The organism is Massilia sp. BKSP1R2A-1, from assembly GCF_050586525.1.
Classification (GTDB): Bacteria; Pseudomonadota; Gammaproteobacteria; order Burkholderiales; family Burkholderiaceae_D; genus Telluria.
The window spans coordinates 42,666-60,432 of the sequence record NZ_JBOBRE010000020.1 but is presented as its reverse complement, the minus strand read 5'-3'; the positions used below and the strand labels follow the sequence as shown (position 1 = coordinate 60,432).

At 67.2% G+C, this 17,767-nt stretch carries 20 protein-coding genes; 7 read left to right on the top strand and 13 right to left on the bottom strand.

Translation table 11 applies throughout. The annotated features are described in order from the left end of the window. Window position 1 precedes the first annotated feature (1 nt). The 13 genes from motA to ACQ7JA_RS23475 form a co-directional block, all read right to left on the bottom strand. Window positions 2-913: a flagellar motor stator protein MotA gene (gene motA, locus ACQ7JA_RS23535; RefSeq protein WP_430902131.1), complete on the bottom strand. Its 912-nt coding sequence runs from the start codon at window positions 911-913 to the stop codon at window positions 2-4. Between the two features lie 23 nt (window positions 914-936). Next, a complete protein-coding gene (locus tag ACQ7JA_RS23530; protein ID WP_430902130.1) occupies window positions 937-1,677 on the bottom strand; it encodes a FliA/WhiG family RNA polymerase sigma factor in 741 nt (246 codons plus the stop codon). Between the two features lie 22 nt (window positions 1,678-1,699). Then, window positions 1,700-2,173, bottom strand: coding sequence for a flagellar basal body-associated FliL family protein (locus tag ACQ7JA_RS23525; RefSeq protein WP_430902129.1), 474 nt, complete (start codon window positions 2,171-2,173; stop codon window positions 1,700-1,702). A gap of 10 nt (window positions 2,174-2,183) precedes the next feature. Next, the gene (locus tag ACQ7JA_RS23520; protein ID WP_430902128.1) at window positions 2,184-3,332 is read right to left on the bottom strand and encodes a flagellar hook-length control protein FliK; all 1,149 of its coding nucleotides are present in this window, start codon (window positions 3,330-3,332) and stop codon (window positions 2,184-2,186) included. Between the two features lie 8 nt (window positions 3,333-3,340). Next, a complete protein-coding gene (locus tag ACQ7JA_RS23515; protein ID WP_430902127.1) occupies window positions 3,341-3,655 on the bottom strand; it encodes a hypothetical protein in 315 nt (104 codons plus the stop codon). Continuing rightward, window positions 3,648-4,037, bottom strand: coding sequence for a flagellar export chaperone FliS (gene fliS / locus ACQ7JA_RS23510; protein WP_430902126.1), 390 nt, complete (start codon window positions 4,035-4,037; stop codon window positions 3,648-3,650). Before fliS ends, ACQ7JA_RS23515 begins: the two co-directional genes overlap by 8 nt. Window positions 4,038-4,048: 11 nt before the next feature. After that, window positions 4,049-5,425 carry a flagellar filament capping protein FliD gene (gene fliD / locus ACQ7JA_RS23505; RefSeq protein WP_430902125.1) on the bottom strand — a complete coding sequence of 459 codons (1,377 nt, stop codon included), beginning with the start codon at window positions 5,423-5,425 and terminating at the stop codon, window positions 4,049-4,051. Between the two features lie 24 nt (window positions 5,426-5,449). Next, window positions 5,450-5,896: a flagellar FliJ family protein gene (locus tag ACQ7JA_RS23500; RefSeq protein ID WP_430902124.1), complete on the bottom strand. Its 447-nt coding sequence runs from the start codon at window positions 5,894-5,896 to the stop codon at window positions 5,450-5,452. Next, the gene (gene fliI / locus ACQ7JA_RS23495) at window positions 5,893-7,209 is read right to left on the bottom strand and encodes a flagellar protein export ATPase FliI (protein ID WP_430902123.1); all 1,317 of its coding nucleotides are present in this window, start codon (window positions 7,207-7,209) and stop codon (window positions 5,893-5,895) included. Before fliI ends, ACQ7JA_RS23500 begins: the two co-directional genes overlap by 4 nt. Further along, window positions 7,206-7,892: a flagellar assembly protein FliH gene (fliH, locus tag ACQ7JA_RS23490; RefSeq protein ID WP_430902122.1), complete on the bottom strand. Its 687-nt coding sequence runs from the start codon at window positions 7,890-7,892 to the stop codon at window positions 7,206-7,208. The genes fliI and fliH overlap by 4 nt, the downstream gene beginning before the upstream one ends. Continuing rightward, entirely contained in the window at window positions 7,889-8,911 is a 1,023-nt protein-coding gene (locus ACQ7JA_RS23485) for a FliG C-terminal domain-containing protein (RefSeq protein ID WP_430902121.1), read from the bottom strand. The genes fliH and ACQ7JA_RS23485 overlap by 4 nt, the downstream gene beginning before the upstream one ends. Next, a complete protein-coding gene (gene fliF / locus ACQ7JA_RS23480; protein WP_430902120.1) occupies window positions 8,895-10,640 on the bottom strand; it encodes a flagellar basal-body MS-ring/collar protein FliF in 1,746 nt (581 codons plus the stop codon). Before fliF ends, ACQ7JA_RS23485 begins: the two co-directional genes overlap by 17 nt. Before the next feature lie 69 nt (window positions 10,641-10,709). Next, window positions 10,710-11,057, bottom strand: a complete 348-nt coding sequence (locus ACQ7JA_RS23475) for a flagellar hook-basal body complex protein FliE (protein WP_430902119.1) — start codon at window positions 11,055-11,057, stop codon at window positions 10,710-10,712. 337 nt (window positions 11,058-11,394) lie between these two features. Between ACQ7JA_RS23475 and ACQ7JA_RS23470 the strand changes: the two genes are divergently transcribed. From ACQ7JA_RS23470 to ACQ7JA_RS23440, 7 genes are read left to right on the top strand one after another with little or no spacing between them, the layout of a single operon-like run. Beyond that, a complete protein-coding gene (locus ACQ7JA_RS23470) occupies window positions 11,395-12,264 on the top strand; it encodes a FliM/FliN family flagellar motor switch protein (protein ID WP_430902118.1) in 870 nt (289 codons plus the stop codon). Next, window positions 12,265-12,618 carry a FliM/FliN family flagellar motor switch protein gene (locus tag ACQ7JA_RS23465; RefSeq protein WP_430902117.1) on the top strand — a complete coding sequence of 118 codons (354 nt, stop codon included), beginning with the start codon at window positions 12,265-12,267 and terminating at the stop codon, window positions 12,616-12,618. Next, window positions 12,618-13,403, top strand: a complete 786-nt coding sequence (gene fliP / locus ACQ7JA_RS23460) for a flagellar type III secretion system pore protein FliP (protein ID WP_430902148.1) — start codon at window positions 12,618-12,620, stop codon at window positions 13,401-13,403. The genes ACQ7JA_RS23465 and fliP overlap by 1 nt, the downstream gene beginning before the upstream one ends. A gap of 22 nt (window positions 13,404-13,425) precedes the next feature. Continuing rightward, window positions 13,426-13,695: a flagellar biosynthesis protein FliQ gene (fliQ, locus tag ACQ7JA_RS23455; protein WP_430902116.1), complete on the top strand. Its 270-nt coding sequence runs from the start codon at window positions 13,426-13,428 to the stop codon at window positions 13,693-13,695. A 16-nt stretch (window positions 13,696-13,711) separates the two neighbouring features. Continuing rightward, window positions 13,712-14,497 (top strand): flagellar biosynthetic protein FliR, encoded by a 786-nt coding sequence (gene fliR, locus ACQ7JA_RS23450; protein WP_430902115.1) that lies wholly within the window; start codon window positions 13,712-13,714, stop codon window positions 14,495-14,497. Next, window positions 14,487-15,626 (top strand): flagellar type III secretion system protein FlhB, encoded by a 1,140-nt coding sequence (gene flhB / locus ACQ7JA_RS23445; RefSeq protein ID WP_430902114.1) that lies wholly within the window; start codon window positions 14,487-14,489, stop codon window positions 15,624-15,626. The genes fliR and flhB overlap by 11 nt, the downstream gene beginning before the upstream one ends. Continuing rightward, window positions 15,623-17,725: a flagellar biosynthesis protein FlhA gene (locus ACQ7JA_RS23440; protein ID WP_430902113.1), complete on the top strand. Its 2,103-nt coding sequence runs from the start codon at window positions 15,623-15,625 to the stop codon at window positions 17,723-17,725. The genes flhB and ACQ7JA_RS23440 overlap by 4 nt, the downstream gene beginning before the upstream one ends. Window positions 17,726-17,767 lie beyond the last annotated feature (42 nt).

Genomic DNA, 17,767 nt, shown 5'->3' with positions numbered 1-17,767 from the left:
ATCAGCCCGCCATGCGGTCGCTACCGCGGCGCCGCTTGTTCTGCGATTCGTCTTCGCCGCCCATGGCATTGATCCATTGCTCCAGCTGGGCGAAGCTGGGCTTGGTGTTCAGCTGGATCAGGCGGCGGCCGGCGTCGATCGCCAGCAGGGCGGGTTTGCCGGCCACGTGGGTGCACAGCACCACCTTCACGGTTTCCATGGTCGAGGCTTCGGAATTAACCGACTGCTTCATCAGGTTGGCCAGCGGTTCCAGCAGGCCGTAGCAGAAGAAGATACCGATGAAGGTGCCGACCATGGCCGCGCCGATCTTCTCGGCGATCTCGCCCGAATCCGCGCCGCCCGAGACCGAGAACATGGCCATCACGATGCCCAGCACCGCGGCCAGGATGCCGAAGCCCGGCATCGCTTCCGCGATCTTCTGCAGCGACTTCGCCGGCTGGGTCAGTTCTTCATGGATGGCTTCCAGTTCCTGTTCCAGCACGCCTTCGAGTTCGTGGGCGTTGATCTTGCCCATGGCCATCAGACGGAAGTTGTCGACGATGAAAGCCAGCAGCTTCGGCTCTTCCAGGATGCGCGGGTAGCGCTGGAACATCGGGCTTTCCGACGGCGCCTCGACGTGGGCGTCCAGGGCCTTCAGGCCGCCGGCGGCGGTCTGCAGCAGTTCGTACATCAGGAGCAGCAGCTGGCGCTGGAATTCCGAGTCGTGTTTCTTGCGCGCGGCGACCTTCTTGAGCTGGTGGGCCATCTCGCCCAGCACGTGCTTCGGGTTGCCCAGCACCAGGGCCCCGACCGCGGCGCCGCCGATGATCAGGAGTTCGACCGGGTGGAAGATCGCGGAAAAGGTGCCGCCCATCAGGGTGAAGCCCCCGAAGACGCACCCGAGCACGATGGCGATACCGAGTAATTGCTGCATGACGTAAGCCTCTCTTCTTGATATTAGGTGCGCTGCAGCGCAGCCTTCATTTTTGCCAGCGCGCTTTTATTCAACTGGCAGACGCGCGCGTCGGACAGGTCGAGCACGGCGGCGATTTCCTTGTAGCTCAGTTCGAACTCGTAGATCATCTGGATCACGCGCTGCTCTTTTTCGTTCAGGCTGCCCAGCACCTGCTCCAGGCTGCGCCGCACCAGGTAGGATTCCTCCGGGCTCGGCGCGCTGTGCGCATGGTCGGTGGCTTCCTGCAGCACTTCGTCGAAGCTGAGCATCTCTTCGGCGCAGTCGTCCAGCACGTGCTGGCGGAATTCTTCCGCCGTCACGCCCAGGGCGGCGGCGGCCTCTTTCTCGGTCGGCTCGCGGCCCAGCTTGCGGGTGAGGGCGCGCAGCTCGTCGCGCACGCGGTGGCTGTCCTGGCGCACCGCGCGCGGACGCCAGTCCTGGCGGCGCAGCTCGTCGAGGATGGCGCCGCGCACCCGCAGGCTGGCGTAGCTGCCGAAGCCGTTGTCGGGCGTGCCGTAGCGGCGCAGCGCTTCCAGCAGGCCCATGAGGCCGATCTGCTCCATGTCCTCGCGCGACACGGCGCCCGACACCTGCGAGTTCAGCTGGCGCACGATGCGCTTGACCAGCGGCGCATAGGCCACCAGGTGGCGCTGCTCCTCGCCAGGCGTCATGCCCGCGTTGGCGGGCGCTTCCCCGTAGAGATGGCTGGCGCTGGAATCGGCGTAATCGGCTAGATAGGCCACGAAGGTCTCCGCGTGCGTGGGATTACTCGATGATCAGCTTGCCGATCATGACTTCGGAAAACGGCTTGATGTGGTTCTCCTTGGCATAGCTGGCGTCGAAGGTCTTGTTCAGCGTGGCGGCGTACTGGTCCACGGTCATCGCGTTCGCTTCCGAGAGCGTGAGCGGCGACAGCGAGGAGAGCACGATGCTGCGCAGCAGCGGCAGGTGTTCCTTGGCTTCCTTTTCCTGCTCGACCGTGGTGGCCAGCACCAGGTCGACCGACAGGTAATGGGCAGCAGCCTCGTTCGGCGCGCGGCGCAGCATCACGATCACCTTGTCGAGGGTGACGTACTTGGTCGGCTTCTTTTCCGCTTCGGCCTTTTTCGGCGCTTCGGCATCGGCCTTGCCGGCGCCATGCTGCGCAGGGGCGAGGTACCACATCGCGCCACCGGCGGCGCCGGCGGCGAGGATGGCGACGGCGGCAAAAGCGGCGAGGAGTTTGACTTTGCTGTTCATGGTCGACGGGTCATGCGCGTCCGCTCAGGGAGAACGCGGTATTGGGTTGATGGGCTTCAAGCAGCGCGGCGCCGGGCTGCCGGGCTTGCTGATCCTGCTGCTGCTCCTGCTGGCGTCCGCGGCCGCCCTGGGCATCGGCATTCAGGCCGGCGCCGGACTGTGCCATCGCCTGGGCGCGCGGCGCCTGGCTCACGTTCACCGAGACGTCGCTGTACTGGCGGCCGGCCAGGTCGTTGCGCAGGTTCTCGCTGACCGTGTTCAGCTGGCGCAGCACTTCGCCGTGGGTCGCGGTGATGTTCACTTCCAGGCTGCCGGCGGCGTGGCGGATCGAGATCTCGACCCGGCCCAGCATCGGCGGCTCGAGGCGGATCACGGCCTGCTCGGCGTTCTTGCCGATCTGGAGGTTCAGGCGCTCGCCCAGCGCTTCCTGCAGGGTCTGGCGCCATGCGGTCGGCGGACCGGACAGGGCCAGAGTGGAAGACTCGCGCGGCGCTGCGCCAGGCTGGGGAGCGGCGACGCCGAAGGCGCCCGTGTTCGCGGCCTGCACCTCGCTGCCTGCGCTCTCGCCCTGCGCTGGCGCCGGCTGGCTCGCAGCGGCGGCCATGGCGACCGGCGCCTGCGGGGCCGCGGCGCGCGCGGGCTGTGCGGCCTCGCCCGTCTGTGCCGGCACGGCGGCCTGCTGCAGCTGCTCGGCCGGGGCGGCCGGGCGGGCCAGCGCGGCCAGCGGCAGCTCGACCGGCGCGGCGGCCGCGGCGGCGAGCGGCGCAGCGTCGGACGCGCGCGACTGCTCCTGCATGCCGGCGCTGGCGCGCACGGCGGCGGGCAGGGCGGCCGGCATCGCCATCATCGACGGCATCAGCGGCATGCTCAATGCGGCGAGCAGGGTCTGGTCCACCACGGCTTCGGGCGCCGCCTCGGGTGCGACAGGCTCCTCGCCGGCGGCCGCGGCTTGCGGCTGCGCTTCGGCGACTTGCGGCGCCGCGGCATCGACTGCCGGCACAGCCGCATCCAGCTGCAGGAACTGGAGGAAGGCCAGCGGATTGGCGGCCGCCTGGGCGCCGGCCAGCGCCGGGTCCAGGGGCAGGCCGTCCGCGGGCGTGGCGTTATTCGCCGCCGGGTCGTTTGACGCGGGCAGGGTGACGCTCATCGCGCTATTCATGGTGATATTCATTGGGTGTTACCGGTTTCGGTTTCGCCTGCGAGGGCATAGGCCATCCAGCCTTCCTTGTTGCTGCGCATGTGCTCCATCTGGGCCTGCAGGCGCTCGCCCGCGGCCGCGACCTGCGCGGCGGCGCCGTCGTGCACGCCGCGCAGGCGGCCGAGGGCGGCGCGCTCGCCGGCGCTCCAGGCCCGGCCGGCGGCGAGGCGCTGCAGCTGGGGACCGAGCTCGCCCGCGGCGCGGCCGAGCAGCTCCCAGTCCGCGCGCTCGCCGGCATCCTTCAGCACGGCCGACAGGCGGTCGATGGCGGCGGTCCTATCCATTGCGCTCCTGGACGCCTTTCCAGCCGTCGCGGATGGTGCTCAGGATGCGGATGACCTCGTCGACCATGGCCGGTTCCATCTTGATCCCGGCGCCGTTCAGGTGCTGGGCGCAGAAGTCGTAGATGCGCGCCAGGTTGGCGACCGTCTCGCCGCCCTGGTCGAGGTCCAGGGAGCTCGACAGGCCGTTGATGATCTCGACGCATTTGTCGATGCTGGCCGCCTTGGCTTCGAAGCGGCGGGCAACGATGTGGGCGCGGGCGCGCGCCAGCTCGTCGAGCAGGCCGTCGGTGAGCAGCAGGACCAGCTCGACCGGCGAGGCGCGCGAGGTCTGCGCGTCCAGGTTCACGGCGTGGTAGCTGCCGTAGGCTTCTTGGTAGGACATCGTGGGTTCTCTTAGTCTTTGTCGCTGGCGAAGAGCGCATCGAACATCGAGCTGTTGCTCGACATCTGGCTCTGCATCGCCTGCAGCTGGGTGAATTGCAGCAGGTAGCGCTGGTAGGCCGTGTCGTACTGCTTGTCGAGCAGGCTCTGGCGCGAGGTGAGTTCTACCTGGGTTTTATCGACCGCTTCGCGGCGGCTCTTGATTTGTCCGGTGCTGGCATTGGTCCACGTCTTCAGGTAGGCGTCGAGCTTGCCCGCCAGGCCGGTGGGCGTGGAACCGGCCGAGGTGCCGATGATGGCGTCCAGGCCGGCCGGCTTGGTGGCCAGCGCCTTGGTCAGGCGGGTCGCGTCGACCGACAGCGTGCCCTGGCGGTTGGCGGTGATGCCGTAGTTGGCCAGGCTGTCGGCGCCGACCGGACGCAGGATGCTGATCAATCGGTCGCGCAGCGCGACGATGCCGCTGTCGCCCGAGAGCGAGCCGGCCGCCACGCCCTTGGCCGCGTCGCCCGGGGCGATCATGGTATCGAGCGCGGTCTTGAGCTTGTTGTAGGCGTCGACGAAGGACTGCACGTTCGCGGTGGTCGCGCCGCTGTCCGCGGCGACGGTGAGCGTGACGGGCGTCGTGGTGGTCTTCGTGAAGGTCATCTTGACGCCGTCGATGACGTTGAAGGTGTTGGTCGCCTGCTCGATCCTGGTGCCGGTGGTCTGGGCGCCGAGCCAGACGACGGCATCCTGCGCCGCGCTCACGGTCTTCACGTTGGCGGGCGTGGTCAAGGCGGTCTTCAGGGCGGCGTCGCCGACCAGCGAGGCGTCGAGCGTCACGGCGTTGGCGACGCCGGTGTTCTTCGAGGTCAGCATCAGCTGCTGGACGCCGCCGACGGTCACGACCGAAGCCGAGGCCAGCGAGTTGCTGCTCGCGCCATTGATGGCGGCGGCCAGTTCGCGCACCGTCACCGTATTGTCATGGTCGGCGTCCGCGCCGGTGATGTCGATCTCGAACGATGCGGAGCTGGAGCGCACGACCAGCTTGCCGCCGGCCGCGGCCGGGCTGCTTGGCAGGTTGCTATAGGACACCTGGTTGGCGGTCGCGAGCTTCTCGACGAAGAAGGAATAGCTGCCCGCTGCCGCCGCGGCGGTGGCGGTGGCGGTGCCGACGCTGGTGTCGCTGAACGCGGCCGACTGGGCGAACATGGTCTTGTTCAGGCCGGTCAGGCTGCTCAGCGCGCTCTGGTAGGCGCTGAGCGCCGAGCTCAGGTCGCGCAGCCCTTTGCTGGTGGCGTCGGCCCGGTCGGTACGGGCGTCGAGGACCTGGCGCGCGCCGGAAATGTACTTGTCCGCGAGGGCGGCAGCCGTGCTGGCCGGATCGTAGGTAGGACTGTTGATTGCCATGTTCTTCTCCTCTGTCTGCCCGGTTCACACCGGCCGGTTCGCCATCCACGACTGGGTGGCGATATCGTCTTCGCGCTTGCGCACGATGCGGTCCTGCTCCTTCGAATGCAGGCTTTCCTGCTGCTCGAGTACCTTGCCCAGCAGTTCGCGGCGGGTCCAGGCGTCGCTCAGCGTGCGCTGGGCCACCGCCATGTTCGCTTCGTGCAGCGCCAGGTCGGTGCGGTGCAGGTCGGCCATCGCCATCACGTTCTGCTTGTAGGCGCCGCAGTTCAGCGCCAGCGCCGGGGGGAGGGCGCCGGTGGCGCCGCTGCCGGTCGCCAGCGCGTCCAGGCGCGCCAGGTTGTTCTGGTAGCGCACGCGGGTCGCTTCCTGGCCCGCCAGGTCGGCCTGCAGGCGGTCGACGTCGAGCGAGCGCAGTTGCACCAGGGTGCCGAGGCTGGCGATGGTTTGCGCGCGTTTCGCAGCACTCATGCCATCATCGCTTTCAGCTGTTCGACGCAGCCGTCCATCGGCGCTTCTTCTCGCGTGCCCTGGCACAGGAAGGCTTCGATGTGCGGATGCAGGCGTACCGCTTTGTCGGTCTCCGGATCCGCGCCCGGCACGTAGGCGCCCAGCGGGATCAGGTCGCGCACGCGGGCGTGTTTCGCCAGCGCCGCCTTGAGCTTGCGCGCGGCGAGGGCGTGTTCCTGCGGCACCACCTGGGCCATGCAGCGCGAGATCGACTGGGCCACGTCGATGGCCGGGTAGTGGCCGCGTTCGGCCAGCTCGCGGGTCAGGACGATGTGGCCGTCCAGGATCGCCCGCGCCGAATCGACCACCGGGTCCTGCTGGTCGTCGCCTTCGGCCAGCACGGTGTAGATCGCGCTCATGCTGCCCTTGGCGTTCTCGCCGTTGCCGGCCGATTCCACCAGCTGCGGCAGGTTCGAGAACACCGAGGGCGGATAGCCGCGGGTGGCCGGCGGCTCGCCCAGCGACAGTGCGACTTCGCGCAGCGCCATCGCGTAGCGGGTCAGCGAGTCGCACAGCAGCAGCACGTTCTGGCCGCGGTCGCGGAAGTGGGCCGCGATCGAGTGGCACAGCTCCGTCGCCATCACGCGCATCAGGGGCGATTCGTCGGCCGGCGCCACCACCAGCACGGATCGACGCAAACCCTCCACGCCGAGCGACTTCTCGACGAATTCGCGCACCTCGCGGTTACGTTCGCCGATCAGGCCAACCACGATCACGTCGGCCACGGTCTGGCGCGTGATCAGGCCGAGCAGCACCGACTTGCCGACGCCGGAGCCGGCCATCAGGCCGACCCGCTGGCCCTTGCCGATGGTGAGCATCGAATTGATCGCGCGCACGCCCACGTCCAGCGGCTCTTCCACCGGGGCCTTGCGCAGCGGATTGACTTTCGGCGGCGTGGTCGACAGCGGCTGGTCGCCACCGAGCTTGCCCAAGCCGTCGATCGGCTCGCCCATGCCGTTGATCATGCGGCCCATCCAGGAGGCGCCGATCATCAGCTCGGTCTTTTCCTTCACCGGCAGCACGCGTGCGCCGGTCACCAGGCCGGTCGCCTTCTTGAACGGCATCAGGTAGGAGATCTTTTCCTTGAAGCCGACCACCTGCGCGTCCAACCAGCCGCCATCGACGGTCTCGATGCGGCAGCGCTGGCCCGTGTGCAGGCGGCAGCCGATCGACTCCAGCAGCAGGCCCTGGGCGCCGACCAGGCGCCCGGTGGGCAGGGCCACCGGCACCGCGCCGAGTTCGACGGCGCGCAGGCGCTGGGCGAGCGCGGTCACTCTTCTTCCTCCTCGTCGCCAAGCAGCTGGTCGCGGACCTGGTCCATCACCGCCGTCAGGCGGCCCTGGCAGCCGGCATCGACTTCATGGTCGCCCGAGCGCACGCGGCATTCGCCCGGTTCGAGCGCCGGGTCGGGCAGCAGGGTCCACTTCTTGGCGCGCTTCGGATCGAGTTCGAGCACGCGGCGCAGTTCTTCCGGATTCAGGAAGACCTCGACCTGCTCGCGCGAGGGCGGCATCACGGCGAGGGCTTCCTCGACGAGGGCCAGCAGCTGCACCGGCTGCAGCGCGAGTTCGGCGCGGATCACCTGGCGGGCGATCTTGCCGACCAGGTCCACGACTTCCTTGCGCTGGGCGGCGCGCATGTCGGTCTTCAGTTTCTTCAGGCTTTTCAGCATGGCGTCGACCGGCTTGGCCAGCTGCTCCAAACCTTCCATGGCCATCGCGCGGCCTTCCTCGACGCCGCGCTGCAGGCCTTCGGACTGGCCCACCGGGAAGCCGTCGGCGCGGCCCTGGTCGAGGCCCGCCTCGTAGCCTTCGCGCTGGCCCTGGCGGTAGCCGTCGGCCAGCGCGGCCTGCCATTCCTCGGGCGAGCCGGCGCCGCCGCCAGTGCCGGCGCCCTTCGGCAGGGCGCTGGTGAACTGGTGCAGCGGAGGGAAGTGATAGGGCCGGAACTGCTTCATTCGGCGGTCGCCTCGGCGAACAGGGCGACGTCGATCTCGCCGGCGTCGGCCAGTTCCTTGACGGTGGCCATGATCTCGCGGCGGGTCTGCTCGATGCGCGACATCGGCACCGGGCCGGAACGGCGCATGAGGTCTTCAAAGCTCTGGGCCTGGCGTTTCGGCATGGCGGCCAGGATCGCATCGCGCAGCGCAGGCTCGGCGCCCTTGAGCGCGATCGCCCACTGCTCCATCGGCACTTCGTCGAGCAGGCGGGTGATGACCTGTTCGGTCTGGCGCGACAGGATGAAGAAGTCGTACATCGACATCTCGATCTGCGACACGACTTCCGGATCGTGGGCGCGCAGCAGCTCGACCATGCCGGCGCGGTTGTCCTGCAGGCGGTTGAGGATCTCGGCGACCTGGCGCACGCCTTCCACGCTGGCGCTCTGGGTATCCAGGGCGGCCAGGCAGCGGTTGACCAGCTCCTCCAGCTCGTGCAGCACGTCGCGGTCGATCTCGTCCAGGCGCGCCATGTTCAGCAGCACCAGTTCACGGCCGTCTTCCGGCAGCGCTTCCAGGATCTGCGAAGCCAGGGCGGGCGGCAGGAAGGCCAGGAACACGGCCTGCATCTGCACGTGCTCGTTCGAGATGAACTCGGCCAGCCACTTGGGCGAGGCGTACTGCAGGCGCGCCATCATCGGGCGGATCGCGTCGCCGTAGATCGTGTTCAGCACGCTGTTGGCGATGTCGCTGCCCAGCGCCAGGTCGAGCGAGCGCTTGAGGTAGCTGCGCGAGGCGGCGTGCAGGCCGCTTTGCTGGCGATAATCGTCGAAGAAGTTCTGGACGGCCGACTTGACCGAATCGACCTTGATGCCGCTCATGCGCGACATCACCTGGGTCAGTTCCAGCAACTCTTCGCGCTCGAGGCAGCGCAGCACGGCGGCCGCGCCTTCCTCGCCGATCGAGAGCAGGACGATGGCGGCCTGCTCGACCGGGGTGAGGACGGCCTCAAGGTTGTCCGCGTTATTCAGTTCGGCCATGTTTTTTCTGTACCCATTGTTTGACGACTTCGGCAACGCGCTCAGGCTCTTTGCCGGCCAGGACTTTCAGGTGGTCGACCATCACGTCCACGGCCGAACCGGCCGGTGGGAGGTCGTAGTTTTCGAGCAGCGGGACAACCGGCATCGGATCCGCGGCGCCGGCGGCGCGCGGGGCGCCCAGGGCGGCGGCGCTGCCTGCCGGGAGTGCGGCAGGCGAACCGGCCGGCAGGGCTGCGGCGGCAGTAGCGGCTGCAGCGCCCGGCGCGCCCGGCAGGGCCGGTGCGGCAGGCATCAGCGGCGGCTGCGGCGCCAGGCGCGTGGTCAGCGCGCGCAGCAGCGGGCGGGCCAGCAGGAAGTAGGCGAGCAGCGCACCGAGAGCGTAAATGCCCCAGCTCGTCATGTCGACCACGTTGTCGCGTTCCTGCCACCATTCCTGGGCCACCGGAGCGGCCGGGAAGCTCAGGCTGGAAACGGTCAGCACGTCGCCGCGGGTGGCGTCGATGCCCAGGCCGCCCTTCAGGATCTTCTCGATATTGGCCAGTTCGGCCGGGGTATAGCCGACCTTCGGGTTGGCGGCCACGGCATTGTTCAGCACCACCGCCACCGACAGCTTCTTCAGGCGGCCGCGCGAGCGCTTGATCTGGGTGATCGCGCGGTCGTAGGCGTACTGGCGGGTGGTGGCGTTCTTGCGCGCGCTGCCGTCGTCCGGCTTGGCGGCGGCAGCGGCCGGATCGGCGCCCGGGGCTGCGGCGGCGGCCGGGTCGGCTGCCTGCGGAGGACGGTTCGACAGGGTGCCCGGCACGCCCAGGGCCATGCGGTTGCGCTCCATCTCTTCGCGCATCGCTTCGCTGGTGACCTTCGGGGCTTCGCCGTACTTTTCCTGGGTTTCTTCGACCTTGTCGTTGTCGACGTCGGCGGTCACCGAGAGCTTGAAGTTGTTCGCGCCCAGCACCGGACCGAGGAGTTCGTTGACGTTCTTGCGCACCTCGTCGGTGTAGCGCTTCGATGCGGTGTCGCCCTGGACCTGGCCGTCGAAACCGTCGGAGAGGTCGACGCGCGAGGACAGGTAGTTGCCGGCCTGGTCGACCAGCGAGACACGGGCGGGCGCCAGGTTGGCGACGCTGCTCGAGACCATGTTGACGATCGCAGCGATCTGCTCGTTCGACAGCGTACGGCCCGGCTTGACCGCGACCACGACCGAGGCCGAGGACTGGTCGCCGGCGCCGGCAACAAAAGAGCTCGACTTGGCGATGGCCAGGTGCACGCGCGCCGAGGCGATCGCGTCCATGGTCAGGATGCTTTGCGCCAGTTCGCCTTCCAGGCCGCGGCGGAAGCGCACGTCCTGCACGAAGGTCGACACGCCCAGCGGATCGTTGCGGTCCATCAGTTCCAGGCCGGCCGGCAGCTGGGCGGTCACGCCCTTGGCGGCCAGCAGCATGCGCACCTTGCCCAGGTCGCCGGCCGGGACCATCACCTGGCCGCTTTCCGGATGGACGCGGTAGGGGATGGCTTCGGCTTCCAGCACGTTCATCATGTCGCTGGCGGCAACCTTTTCGCGCGCGCCGAACACCGGCTTGTAGCTGGACTGGTCCTGCCACAGGTAGAGCATGACCGCGGCCGTGATGGCGACGGCCAGGCCGAGGAGCAGGCTGATGTTATTACGCAACGCCGGGGGCAGGCTTGGTACGGCCAGTTTGTTGCCAACGGCGTTCTTGAGGGTTGAAATCACAGGTTGGTCTCTAGGAAAAGCGTCTCTGCGTGAACGAAGAGCCGGGTCACCAATTAGAAAGAGGAATCGTTACACCGGAAGCTTGAGCAGATCGTCGACCGCGCCCATGACTTTGTTGCGAACCTGCATCAGCATGGAAAAGGACAGGCTGGCCTGCTGGGAGGCCAGCATGGCGCCGACCAGGTCGTCGCTCTTGCCGGCATCGACCGCGGCCATGCGCTCGCCGGCGGCGCGGTCTTCGTTGTCCACGCTGGCGATGGCGTCTTTCATGGACTGGGTGAACGAGAAGGCGCCTTGCGAATTGTTAAATGCACCCTGGGCCGAATGGTTGGCGGCGGGCGCGATGGCGAGGCGGTTGGCTTCGTTTGTCAGTGCTGCAAGGTCGGCTTTGATCAGACCGGCAAGTTCGGTTCCCATGCTCATTCCAATGCTGTGTGGTCGTGAATCCGCTGTTGCGCGGGGGCGACAAAATGTGTCTTTTCTTGTCGACGGAAAGCCCCTTCAGGGGCTTCGAATGTTAAATCCTGTTCAACGAACGGCCGTTTTATTCTTGAGCCTTTCATTGGGTTGTCCCCTTGTACGTACTGGGAGGAGGCCGGTTGCTGCAATGCGATAACCATGATATTACCGTACGGCAAGTAGGAAATCAAAGGCGAATGTCAAAGTCTCCGCAGCAAATCTCCATGTATAATAGTTTCCTTGAGGAATGAAAAAAAGTCATTCGCCGTTTCCCAGTGACCAATAAACAATCCCGATGAATCCACTCGATCGCAAAAGCGCTGCCGATTACCAGGTGCTCGATCCCAGCCTGCTGGGACGCCCGGTACATTTGCTGCCGAAATTCGCGCGCCGTTTTGCCGAAGCCCTGGGGTCGGCGATGGGCGGGCCGGGCGGGCGCCGCTACTGGGGCGCCTGGCGCCTGGCGCACCTGGCCTTCGAGCGCGCGCCTGAAGAAGACAGCCTGCGCTGGCAGGCAGTGAGCGGCCCGCTGGGCGCCGCCGCCGTCGCCTTCGAGCGCGGCCTGCTGCTTGGCCTGCTGGACAGCCGTTATGGCCGCAAGAAGAACCCGGGCGCCGCCCAGGCGCGCGACCCGGCCCTGGAACGTATTACCGCCACCGAGGAACGCCTGGCCGCGACCCTGACCGGCCAGCTGGTCGACCAGCTCTACCAGCGCGTGCTGGAAGGCCTGCACGGCGCCGGCGTGGAAGAAACCCCGCAGGCCGCGCTGGAAGCCGCGGTCCCCGCGAGCGCGCCGGGCAAGGCGGGCTGGGTGATCCGCCTCGACCTGCAGGTGGCGCCGGGCGAACCGATGAGCCACGCCTGGATCGCGCTCGACCAGGGCCTGATGTCGCACGTGCTGCAGGGCCTGAAGGAAGAACGCAGCAGCGTGCGCACCCAGCGCGCCAGCGAACCCCTTGCCACCGGCCTGACGGTAAAGCTGGAAGGGCGCCTGGCGAGCAAGGAGATGACGCTCGAAGCGCTGTTCGCGCTGAAGCTGGGCGACATCATTCCCGTGTCGGTCGGGCGCGCCGACGTGCTGCTGGACGAATCGCGCCTGTTCACCGCCAATGTGGCCGAACACAAAGGCAAGCTCTGTTTAACCTCTTTCGAAGACGCTGAATAAATGGACATGAACCTGAACGAGCAACTGGGCGACGTGATCATCGACGACCTCGATGGCGTGGATGCCGCGGCAGCAAGCGCGGGCAAGCCCGCGGGCAGGACGCTGCCGGCCATGATGCGCCGCATCCCGGTGACCCTGACGCTGGAAGTGGGTTCGGCCCGCATCTCGCTGCAGGAACTGATGGCGATCGGCCCGTCCTCGGTGGTGCCGCTCGACGCCCTGGCCGGCGAGCCGCTGGTCATCAAGGTCAACGGCGCCCCGATCGGCCGCGCCGAAGTCGTCGTCGCCGGCGAACAGTACGGCCTGAAGGTCATCGACCTCGATGGCCTGAACCTGGACGCACTGGCCAAATGATGTGGTTCACCCGCGGCGCGGGGGCAGGAGCCCGCCGCGCCGCCGTGCTGGCCCTGCCTGCGCTGATGCTGTCGCTTCTCCTGCTGCCTTTGCCCGCGGCGGCCCAGGAGGGCGCAAGCGTGCTGCCCGGCGTGATCCCCGGCTCGACCCAGGGGATGACCGTCAAGTCGCAGATCCTGGTCCTGATGACCCTGCTCGGGCTGCTGCCCGTGATGGTCATGATGATGACCAGCTTTACCCGCTTCGTGATCGTGCTGTCGCTGCTGCGCCAGGCCCTCGGCCTGCAGCAGGGCCTGCCGAACCGGATCATCACCGGCATCGCCCTGATCCTCACCATCCTGGTCATGCGCCCGGTGGGCGAGGCCGTGTGGCGCGATGCCTTCCTGCCTTACGACCGCGACAAGATCGGCCTGGAGCAGGCCTTGAGAATCGCCGAGGTGCCGGTGTCGCGCTTCATGCTGGCCCAGACCAGCAAGACCGCGCTGGCCCAGGTCGGCCACCTGGCGGGCGAGCCGGCCAACCTGGCCCCGGAGCAGCGCGGCTTCACCGTCAAGCTGGCGGCCTTCGTGCTGTCCGAGCTGAAGACCGCTTTCCAGATCGGGGCGATGCTGTTCATCCCATTTCTCATCATCGACCTGGTGGTGTCCTCGGTCCTGATGGCGATGGGGATGATGATGCTCTCGCCGCTGGTGATCTCCTTGCCCTTCAAGCTGCTGCTGTTCGTGCTGGTGGACGGCTGGACCCTGACCGTGAACACCCTGGTCGGCAGCATCCACGGCTTCTAGAATAGAGATAACGGATAACGACATGAGTCCCGACGTCGCTGTCGACCTGGTGGTCGAAGCCCTGCAGATCGTGATGCTGCTGGTCCTGGTGCTGGTGGTGCCGGGCCTGATCATGGGCCTGATCGTGGCGCTGTTCCAGGCCGCCACCCAGATCAACGAACAGACCCTGAGCTTCCTGCCGCGCCTCGTGGTGACCCTGGTGGCGGTGATCGTCGCCGGCCACTGGATGACGACCACGCTGATGGATTACTGCGTGTCGGTGTTCCAGCGGGCGGCCACGCTCGCGACCTAGGGCGCGGCGCGAACCGATGGAGCTGGTCAGCTTCCTGCTGCCCCTGATGAATGCGCTGTGGTGGCCCTTCTGCCGCATCATGGCGCTGCTCACCACCGCCCCGGTGCTGGGCGAGGGTTCGGTGCCGATGCCGCTGCGCGCACTGCTTGCGGTGGCGCTCAGCTTCGTGATGCTGCCCATGACCCAGGCGACCGGCGGCGCCATGCCCGACGCGTTCTCGCTGGCGGGCGTCGTGGCGATGATGGAGCAGGCCGTGATCGGCGGCGTGCTCGGCCTGGCCCTGCAGTTCACCATGGCCGTCATCGGCATGCTGGGCTTCCTGGCCTCGAGCCAGGTCGGCTTTTCGATGGCGCAGATGAACGACCCGGTGAACGGCCAGATGTCGGACGTGGTCTCGAGCCTGCTGTCGCTGCTGGCGATCCTGGTGTTCTTCGGGATCGACGGGCACCTGGTGCTGATGGGTGTGGTGGGGCAGAGCTTCAAGGCCTGGCCGGTGGGGGCGGGCTTCGCGCCGATGCTGCTGGAAGCCATCGCGCTGAACCTGGCCTGGGTGTTTTCCGCGGCGGTGCTGCTGGCGCTGCCGATCGTGTTTTCGACAATGGTGGTGCAGATCGGGTTCGGTTTCCTGAACCGGGTCGCGCCGAGTTTGAACCTGTTTTCGCTGGGCTTCTCCCTGGTGACGGTGTTCGGTCTCTTGATGCTGGTGCAGGTGGTGCGCTTCGTGCCGGACCACTACATCGCGATGACCAACCAGATCCTGGAGATGCTGCAAGAGCAGATGAGGATGGCGCATGGCCGATAGCGGCACCGGTGGCGACAAGACAGAAAAGCCCTCAGCGCAGAAACTGAAAAAGGCGCGCGACGAGGGACAGGTCGCGCGTTCGCGCGACCTGTCGACGGCGGTGGGCATCCTGGTCAGCCTCAAGCTGTTCGCCATGCTCCTGCCGGGCTACCTGGAATCCTTCCGCACCCTGTTCCGCATGGTGTTCGTGCCGCTGGGCGAGGCGGGGGCGATGGAACATGCGATGTCGACGGTGTTCATGGCGGCGCTGCTGCTGATGGCGAAGATGCTGCTGCCGCTGGCGGTGGTGCCGGTGGCGATCATCGTGGCCGGCGTCTTCCCGGGCGGCCTGGTGGCCTCGAGCAAGAACCTGGCGCCGAAGTTCAGCCGCCTGAGCCCCGTCAGCAACCTGGGCAAGTTGTTCGGACAGCAGCACTGGGTCGGTTTCGCGACCAGCACCGCCAAGGCCATCATGCTCGGCCTGGTGCTCTACCACGTGTGCACGTCGAGCTACAAGGCCTACCTCGAGCTGCAGCGCCTGCCGCTGAGCGATGCGCTGGCGGGCGGCGCGAGCCTGATGCTGGACGGCCTGATGGCCATGGTGGCGGTGTTCATCGCCTTTGCCCTGATCGACGTGCCGGTGCAGTCCTTCATGTTCAACAAGAACCAGAAGATGAGCAAGCAGGAAGTCAAGGAAGAACACAAGAGCAGCGAAGGCCGGCCGGAGGTGAAGCAGCGCATCCGCCAGCTGCAGAACCAGCTGGCCCAGCGCAGCGTGAGAAAGAGCGTGCCGGGGGCCGACGTGGTGATCGTCAACCCCGAGCACTACGCGGTGGCGCTGAAGTACGACACCAAGCGCGCCGAGGCGCCTTTCGTGGTGGCCAAGGGCGTGGACGAGATGGCCCTGTACATCAAGCGCGTGGCGCTCGAGAACAAGGTCGAGACATTGACGCTGCCGCCGCTGGCGCGCGCGATCTACAACACCAGCCAGGTCCAGCAGCAGATCCCGGCCCAGCTCTACCAGGCCGTATCGCAGGTACTGAACTATGTCCTGCAACTGAACGCTTTCCGTGCCGGCCGGCGCAACGCGCCCCCGCGGTTCCCCAATGAAGTCGTCGTTCCATCGCATTTGAGTGAGGTTTCTGCATGAATCCCTTTGCCAATTTCAACGCTTTCATCGCGGAGCTGAAACGCCAGAAGTTCGCGGCGCCGATCTTCCTGATCGCGCTCCTGGCCATGATCATGCTGCCGCTGCCGCCGGTGCTGCTGGACGTGCTGTTCACGTTCAACATCGTGCTGGCGCTGATCGTGATCCTGGTCTCGGTCTCGGCCAAGCGGCCGCTCGACTTTTCGGTCTTCCCGACCGTGATCCTCGGCACCACCCTGATGCGCCTGGCGCTGAACGTGGCCTCGACCCGCGTGGTGCTGCTCAACGGCCATAACGGTCCGGACGCGGCCGGCCACGTGATCGAGTCCTTCGCCAACGTCGTCATCGGCGGGAATTTCGTGGTCGGCCTGGTGGTGTTCGTGATCCTCATGATCATCAACTTCATCGTGGTGACCAAGGGCGCGGAACGTATCTCGGAAGTGTCGGCGCGCTTCACCCTGGATGCGCTGCCCGGCAAGCAGATGGCGATCGACGCCGACCTGAACGCGGGCCTGATCAACCAGGACAAGGCCACCCAGCGCCGCAAGGATGTGGCGGCCGAAGCCGACTTCTATGGCGCCATGGACGGCGCCTCGAAGTTCGTGCGCGGCGACGCCATCGCCTCGATCCTGATCCTCATCATCAACCTGGTGGGCGGCGTCGCGATCGGCGCCCTGATGCACGGCCTGCCGCTGGGCGAAGCCTTCAAGGTCTATGCGCTGCTGACCATCGGTGACGGCCTGGTGGCCCAGATCCCGGCGCTGCTGCTGTCGGCCGCCGCCGCGATCCTGGTGACCCGCATCGGCGAGTCGGGCGACCTCGAACAGCAGGTCGGCGGCCAGCTGCTGGCCCAGCCGACCGTGCTGTTCGCGGCCGCGGGCGTGATGGTCATCCTCGGCCTGGTGCCGGGCATGCCGACCCTGACCTTCTTCATCTTCGCGGGCGTGGTCGGCTACGTCGGCTGGAAGCTCACCAAGCGCGTCAAGGCCCCCGACAATGCCGGCGTGGCCGCGATCGAAGCGGCGCTGCGCGACGAGCGCGCGCCGGAACTCGACTGGCAGGCGCTCCCGGTGGTGCAGCCGGTCACGGTGGCGGTGGGCTACCGCCTGGTGGGCATGCTGGACAAGGCCGAGGGCGAACCGCTGGCCAAGCGCATCAAGGGCGTGCGCCAGAGCCTGTCCGAACAGATGGGCATGCTGCTGCCGGCTATCTCCGTGCGCGACGACCTGGCCCTGCGCCCGGCCCAGTATGCGATCAGCCTGTCGGGCACCGTCGTGGCCGAGGCCGAGGTGATGCCGGACCACCTGATGGCGATCCCGTCGCCCAACGTCTACGGCGAACTCGATGGCATCCCGGGCATCGAGCCGGCCTACGGCATGGCGATCACCTGGATCACCCCGGACCAGAAGGGCCACGCCCTCGGCCTGGGCTACCAGGTGGTCGAGGTGCCGAGCGCGATCGCGACCCATACCTCGAAGGTGGTGCGCGAATATCTGCACGAGCTGTTCCGCCACGAGGACGTGCCGGCCATCATCGAGCGCCTCACGGCCCTGTCGCCGAAACTGGCGGGCGCGCTGGAAAAGGCCCTGTCCCACACCCAACTGCTGCGCGTGTTCCGCGTGCTGCTGCAGGAGGGCGTGTCGCTCAAGGACATCGTGGTGATCGCCACCACCTTGCTGGACAGCTCCGAGACCACCAAGGATCCGATCCTGCTGGCGGCCGAGGTGCGCTGTGCGCTGCGGCGCCAGATCGTGTCCGGCCTGTTCGGCAAGAAAAAGGACATGCCGGCCTTTAACCTGTCGGCCGAACTCGAGAACATGCTGCTCGGGTCCCTGAACCAGGCGCGCCAGAACGGCGGCGGCAAGGTGGCGCTCGATAACTACCCGATCGACCCGCAGCTGCTGTCCCAGCTGCAGATCAATATGCCGGTCGCGCGCGAGCAAATGAAGGGCCAGCACACGCCGCCGCTGCTGCTCGTGCTGCCGCAGGTGCGCCCGCTGCTGGCGCGTTACGCGCGCCTGTTCGCGCCGGGCCTGAACGTGCTCTCGTATAACGAGATTCCCGAGAACCGCGACGTCTCGATCGTCGGCACGGTCGGGTAACAGCCCGCCGGAATAGAAAAAGCCCCGCTGAAAGAATATTTC